Below are 6,842 nucleotides of genomic sequence, written 5' to 3'. Positions count from 1 at the left end.
CATCACGGCGTTCGCGTCGTTGAAATCAACGAAGGCACCCGCCCTATCCGCACGGTCTCCACCGCCGTGATCGGGCTGGTGGCCACGGCCCCCATGGCCGATGAAACCGCCTTTCCCCTCAATACCCCGGTGCTCGTCACCGACCTCTACGCTGCAATCGGCAACGCCGGTTCCAGCGGCACCCTACGCCGTACCCTATCGGCCATCGTCAATGAAACCCGCGCGATCTGTGTCGTGGTGCGCGTTGAAGAAGGGGCCGATGCTGACGCCACCACCGCCAACATCATCGGCGGCGTGAGCGAAACCGGCCAAAAACTCGGCATGCAGGCGCTCACGGCGGCAGAAACCAAGTTCGGCGTTAAGCCTCGCATTCTCGGCGTGCCGGAACTCGACAACGAAAGCGTGGCCAGCGAGCTCGCCGCCGTTGCCCAGCAGTTGCGCGCCTTCGCTTACGTGTCCGCCTACGGCTGCGAGACCGTCGAAGAAGCCAACATGTACCGCGAGAATTTTGGTCAGCGGGAAGTGATGGTGATCTGGCCGAACTGGCAAGCCTTCGATGTAGACGCCGAAGAGATCCGCCCGCTTTCCGCCGTTGCCAAGGCACTTGGCCATCGAGCGATGCTCGACAACCAGATCGGCTGGCACAAAACGCTTTCTAACATGCCCGTCAATGGCGTCACCGGCATCACCAAGGATCTCTCATGGGATCTGCAAGATCCGGCCACCGACGCAGGCGTACTCAACGCCGCCGATGTCACCACCCTTATCAACAAAAGCGGCTTTCGTTTCTGGGGCTCCCGCACTTGCTCAGAAGATCCGCTGTTCGCCTTCGAGTCCTATACACGCACCGCCCAGGTGCTGGCCGACACCATTGCCGAAGCCCACCTATGGGCAGTCGATAAACCCATGCACCCCAGCCTGGTGCGCGACATCATCGAAGGCATTAACGCCAAGTTCCGCGAGCTTATCCGACGTGGCTACCTGCTCGGCGGCTCCGCCTGGTTCGATGCCGAGCTGAACACCCCAGAAGTGCTCAAGAGCGGCAAGTTGTACATCGACTACGACTACACCCCGGTACCGCCGCTCGAAAACCTCATGTTCCAGCAGCGCATCACCGACCAATACCTGGTCGACTTCGCCGACCGCATCGCTGCCTAACCGCCGCCGCTTGTTTGACTAACAGGAGCCAACAGAATGCTACCTAACATCCTGAAAGACTTTAATTTGTTCGGCGACGGGAACAACTGGCAGGGCATGATCCCCGAGCTAACGCTGCCGGAACTGGCGCGCAGAATGGTCGAATACGAAGGCGGCGGCATGGACGGCCCGATTGAGGTCGACCACGGCAATGAGCTGCAGGTATTCGAGTGGACGCTGGGCGGCATGACCGTCAATGGCCTGTTCGACACCTACGGCAGCCCCATTCACGACGCCGCCCTGCTCCGTATGACTGGCTCTTACGAATCCGACGAAGACGGCAGCATCATCCCGGTCGAGATCGTCATGCGTGGCCGTCACAAAACCATCAACCTCGGCGATGCCAGCAAGGGCGACAACAACCAGATCAGCGTCACCACCACCCTGTCGTACTTCAAATTGACCGTCGATGGCGAAGACATCATTGAGCGCGACGTCCCCGGCTACGTGTTCAACGTGCGCGGTACCGACCGCCTCGCCGAACGCCGCCGCGCCCTAGGTCTATAACCCCAACTACTCACCAAGGCCGCCTCGGCGGATCAATTCAATCATTAGGAAGCCACCATGACCGATAAGACCGAAGCCCAAGCTGCTGAGAACACCGACACCCAAGCCACTGCACCAGGTGTACCCACCGAAGTCGTCGAACTGGAAACCCCTCTACAGCGCGGCAAAACGCTGGTGAAAGAGATCACCGTGCGTAAACCCATGAGTGGCGGCATGCGCGGCGTCTCCCTGGTCGACATCATGAACCTGGACGTCGCCGCCCTCACCAAGGTGCTACCCCGCATCACCACTCCCGCGCTCACCGAAGCCGAACTGAAAACCATGGACATCGTGGATCTGGTACAGCTCGGCACGGCGCTGAACGGTTTTTTAACCCCAAAGAAGTTCAAGGAAATCGAAGCCTAGCGCTACCCCACCACGTGGAAGATGCCATGGCGGATCTCGCCATGGTCTTCCACTGGGAGCCCAACGCCATGGACAACATGGAGCTGGAAGAACTCATGGAATGGCGCGAACGCGCCCGCAAACGCCACGAAGGCAAGCCCAAAGGTAAGCCGGGCAAGTAACGCACCGTGTAACGTAAAGAGAAGGAACGGCCGATGTCGCGCAATCTACGCCTGCAAGTCATGCTCAACACCGTGGATCGCGTCACCGGCCCCTTAAAGCGAAGGCGCCAAAGTGCCGGGCAAACCGGCCAGGCCATGCGCGAAACCCGCGACCAGTTAAAAGACCTGCAGCGTCAGCAAAGCGACCTCACCAGCTACCGCAAAGCCAATGCCGCCATGCGGCAAAACACCCGCGCGATGCGCGACGCCCGCGCCCGTAATCAGCAATACACCGAAGCGCTCGAAAAACAGCGCGAAGCCCATGTCGGGATCAAGTCAGGCCTCACGGTCGCCCGCCGCGAATACGACCGCCTTGCAAAAGAGCTGCTGGAAACCAAGCAACCCACTGACCAGCTCACCGCCTCACTAGAGCGCGCCCGCGTTCGCCTGCACGGCCAGCAAACCGAGTTCGACCGCTCCGCCCGCGCAATGAAGGAGTACCGCAACAGAACCCGTAACGCAGGCGAAGAGGTTAAAAGGCTCACCCAGAACCACGCCACGCAAACCGAGCGAATTCGAGGGCTAAAAACGCGGCTGGATGAAGCGGGCATCAGCACCGACCACCTGGGCCGAAGCGCCCGGGAGCTGCGCACAAAAGAAGAGCGCCTAAACACCACGCTGCAGGAGCAAAAACGTCACCTCGCCGAAGTCGCCGACCGCCAACGCCGCTTAACCCAAGCCCGCGACCGCTACCAGAACGGCATGGCCAACGTCGCCCGCGCCCAAGGCGTGGGGATGGGCATGTTCGGGACAGGCATCGCCCAAGGCTACGCCGCCAGCCGCTTGCTAATGCCAGGCGTTGCCTGGGGCGAGCAAATGAGCACCCTGCAAGCCGTTGGCCGCTTCGGTGCCGACGACGAACGCTACCAGGCATTACGTGAACAATCCCGCGAACTCGGTGGCTCCACCGCCTTCAGTGCCACCGAAGTGGGCGGCGGGCAAGAGTTTCTAATGCGCGCAGGCATGAGCGCCGAAGCCATCCAGTCCTCCATGCGAGACGTGCTGAACCTGGCACTGGCCAACAACACCGAGCTGGCCCGCGCTGCAGACATCGCCTCCAATATCGCCGGTACTTTCAAGGTCGATATGGAAGTGGAAGGCAACATGGCACGCGTCGCGGACATCCTCTCCGGTACCGCCAGCCGAGCCAACGTCAATCTCGAAATGCTCGGCGAAACCATGAAGTACCTGGGCGGCTCTGAAGATCTCGACCTCACCATGGAACAGGCCGCCGCCATGGCAGGCTTGATGGGTAACATCGGCATACAAGGCAGCATGGCCGGTACCGCCATGCGCGCCATGGCCAACCGCCTGACCGACCCCGCCAAGGAAGGTCGCAAAGCCATGGAACAGCTCAACCTCCAAGTGGCCGATGCCAGCGGCAACATGCGCGCCATGCCCGACATTCTCCGCGACATCAACAACGCCACGCGGGATCTCGGCAACGTGGAACGCCGCGCCCTGCTCTCCAAGATTTTTGGTGCCGAAGCCGGGTCCGGCATGACCGAGCTGGTCAACGGCATGTCCGATGGCATGCTGGATGACCTGATCGGCGCGCTACAAACCAACGCCGGTGAAAACGCCGAAATGGCCCGCGTGATGGCCGATAACCTCGGCGGCGACCTAAAGAACCTACGCAGCGCCTGGGAAGAAGTCGGCATCAGCATCACCGACACCAACGACGGCCCCCTGCGTGACTTGGTGCAAAACATCACCGCCATCACGCGCGGCGTGGCGGAGTGGATCAAAGCCAACCCCGAGCTGGCGGGCACCATCGCCCAGGTGGCAGCGGGCGTTATTGCTCTCTCCCGGCGGTCGGTGCGGTCACCATGACATTAGCGGGCATCGTCTCCCCGCTACTGTTTACCCGCTTCGCCCTCGCCTCCCTGGGCATCAAGGCAAGCGGGCTTTGGGGCTCCTTTCGGTTGGCTGGCCAAAACCGCCATCCCCTGGGTACTGACCGCCGTGAAAGGATTACTGATAGGGCTTGGCCCCATCGGTTGGGGCGTGCTGGCCATCGCCACGGCCGCCTTAGCCATCTACCAATACTGGGAACCCATCAAGGCGTTTTTTATCGGCCTATGGCAGCAGGTGAAAGGCGCCTTTAGCGAAGGGATCGGCGGCATCGCTACCCTGCTGGTCAACTGGTCGCCCTATGGGCTTATTTATAACGCTTTCACCAGCACACTGGAGCGCCTGGGTATTTCCGTACCCGAAGGCTTCCGCAACCTCGGCAGCATGATTGTGGAGGGCATCATTGGCGGCCTAACCGGCAAGTTAGGCGAGCTGCGCGAATCGGTCACCGGCATGGCCGGAAGCGTCAAGGGCTGGTTTAAAGACGTCCTCGACATTAACTCCCCCAGTCGTGTGTTTGCCGGTTACGGCAACAACATCACCCAAGGGCTAAGCGGCGGTATTGAAGAAGATGCGGATAACCCGCGGAAACAGGTGCGCAGTCTCGCCACCAACATACGTAACGCAGCGGGCGGGCTAATCCTCGGCGCCGGACTCACGACCGGCGCCGCCGCCAACATCGACACCAGCGGCGTACAAATCGACGCCCGGCCAACCGCTACAAAGCCACGCAAGCGCCCAGCCGGTCAACGTCACCATCAACCTGGGCGGCCTGACCGTGAACGCCGCCCCCGGCATGGATGAACAGGCACTGGCACGGCTAGTAGGCGAAGAAGTAGAGCGCCGCATGCGAACCGGTTGAACAGCGCGCCGCCGCCGCGTACCGCCGCAATCTCTATGACAACGACTGACAGGAGCCAAGCCCATGATGATGACGTACGGCCTCTTCGTGTTTGGCCTCAATACGGCCGCTTACCAACAGCTCCAACGGCAAACCGCGTGGCGGCATGCCAGCTCCTCGCGCATCAACGCACGGCCCGCCCATCAATACCTTGGCCCCGGGGACGACACCATCAACCTCACCGGCACCCTACTGCCCATGTTCCCCGGCGGCCAACAGAACCTGGATATGCTGCGCGCCCTGGCGGACGAAGGTCGCGCCTGGCCACTCATCGAAGGCACCGGCACTTACTACGGCATGTACACCATCGAAAGCCTCCAGGAGCGCAAAAGCGACTTCTTCCGCGACGGCGCCGCCAAACAGATCGAATTCGACCTGAAGCTAACCCGTATCGATGAAGGCCGGACCGAACTGCTCGGCATCCTGGAAAGCAGCGCCCTACGCGCACTAACCGGAGCACTGGCATGAGCCTGCAGCCTGATTACCGCATCACCCTGCAGGGCCAAACCATCAGCCCAGAGTTCCGCGCGCGCCTGTCACAGCTCACGCTTAATGATCGGCGCGGCATGCAGGCCGACCAGCTCGATATTGTCTTAACGGATGATGACGGCATGCTCGATATCCCGCCTACCGGCGCGAAAATCACGCTGGCCATAGGCTGGAAGGGGCAGGCGCTGGTCGAGCGTGGCACCTTTACCGGTGATGAAGTGGAACACACCGGTGCCCCGGACACGCTCAGCATCCGCGCTTCCAGTGCCGACCTGCGGCAGGGCCTGCCCGGCAAGCGCACCCAAAGCTGGGATGCCGTCACGGTGCGCGACATCATTACCACAATCGCCAAACGTCACGACCTCACGCCCAGCGTAGGCGCTACCCTCGCGGGCGTTCGCATCAACCATATAGATCAAACCGATGAAAGCGACCTGCACTTTCTCACACGCCTGGCAGAACGCTTCGACGCAGTGGCCACCGTCAAAACCGGCCGCCTGATGTGTGTACCCGCTGGCCAAGCCACCACCGCCAGCGGGCTGGAGATCCCGCCAATTCCTCTACGTCGCCAAAGCGGCGACCAGCACCGCTACCTAATGGCCGAGCGCGATGCCTACACCGGCGTGACCGCCCTATGGAATAACACCGCCCACGCCACCCGCGAAGCCGTCACGGTATGCGACCCCGAAAACGCCCAGCAACTGCGTCACACCTACGCCAGCGAAGAAGAAGCACTGGAAGCTGCCCAAGCCGAATGGCAACGCATCCAGCGCGGCACCGCCTACTTCTCCATCACCCAGGCCATTGGCGACCCGGAGATCTTCCCCGAAACGCCCGTGTGGTGCATCGGCTGGAAACCCAAAATCGACGCCACGCCGTGGGTGATAACAGAAGTGACGCACAACCTGACGGAAACCAGATACACCACCGCGTTGCAGTTGGAGACACGGCAAAATAACTAAAAATTCTGGACGCATAAGCTATTGTTTTAACAACACCACAGATAGCAACGCTAGCTGTGCAGGTTAGCGACGCAGTGAACAAAACGCAGAAATAGTGGTAATATGTGTACTTAATTAGCGTATTAGGTGCCTAAACAGACTATAAGGTACGCAAAACACGTAGTTATGCAGTGACTTAAGTTGTAGAGATCTGTAAGGCAATACGCTTACGACTAAACGACCTTGTGTAAATAACAGTTCACTGCAATGATGTAAGCAATTAAGGATAACACCTAGCGTCAGACGCCAGGTAAATGACCGCCAAGCTGACGCTGTGGCGGTTTTGTT

General features: G+C 60.5%; 8 protein-coding genes. All 8 read left to right on the top strand.

Annotation, left to right across the window (positions count from 1 at the left end):
* Positions 1 to 1,158, top strand: a 1,158-nt coding sequence (locus B4967_RS03905) for a phage tail sheath protein (protein ID WP_083023715.1), incomplete at its 5' end; no start/stop codon positions are given.
* A gap of 36 nt (positions 1,159 to 1,194) precedes the next feature.
* On the top strand, positions 1,195 to 1,704 hold the full coding sequence (locus B4967_RS03900; protein ID WP_083023714.1) for a phage major tail tube protein: 510 nt from the start codon (positions 1,195 to 1,197) through the stop codon (positions 1,702 to 1,704).
* 57 nt (positions 1,705 to 1,761) lie between these two features.
* Entirely contained in the window at positions 1,762 to 2,109 is a 348-nt protein-coding gene (locus B4967_RS03895) for a phage tail assembly protein (protein WP_083023712.1), read from the top strand.
* 26 nt (positions 2,110 to 2,135) lie between these two features.
* Positions 2,136 to 2,270 (top strand): GpE family phage tail protein, encoded by a 135-nt coding sequence (locus B4967_RS03890; protein WP_083023717.1) that lies wholly within the window; start codon positions 2,136 to 2,138, stop codon positions 2,268 to 2,270.
* Between the two features lie 33 nt (positions 2,271 to 2,303).
* Positions 2,304 to 4,142 carry a phage tail tape measure protein gene (locus B4967_RS03885; protein WP_083023711.1) on the top strand — a complete coding sequence of 613 codons (1,839 nt, stop codon included), beginning with the start codon at positions 2,304 to 2,306 and terminating at the stop codon, positions 4,140 to 4,142.
* A gap of 132 nt (positions 4,143 to 4,274) precedes the next feature.
* Positions 4,275 to 4,967, top strand: coding sequence for a phage tail protein (locus tag B4967_RS03880; protein WP_139794396.1), 693 nt, complete (start codon positions 4,275 to 4,277; stop codon positions 4,965 to 4,967).
* Between the two features lie 121 nt (positions 4,968 to 5,088).
* Positions 5,089 to 5,532 carry a phage tail protein gene (locus B4967_RS03875; protein ID WP_083023708.1) on the top strand — a complete coding sequence of 148 codons (444 nt, stop codon included), beginning with the start codon at positions 5,089 to 5,091 and terminating at the stop codon, positions 5,530 to 5,532.
* Entirely contained in the window at positions 5,529 to 6,515 is a 987-nt protein-coding gene (locus B4967_RS03870) for a contractile injection system protein, VgrG/Pvc8 family (RefSeq protein ID WP_083023706.1), read from the top strand. Before B4967_RS03875 ends, B4967_RS03870 begins: the two co-directional genes overlap by 4 nt.
* The last annotated feature ends 327 nt before the right edge of the window (positions 6,516 to 6,842 follow it).

Source organism: Vreelandella lionensis (assembly GCF_002087295.1).
Taxonomy (GTDB): domain Bacteria; phylum Pseudomonadota; class Gammaproteobacteria; order Pseudomonadales; family Halomonadaceae; genus Vreelandella; species Vreelandella lionensis.
Note: the sequence above shows the minus strand (reverse complement) of the source record. Positions and strands in the feature narration are given on the sequence as shown.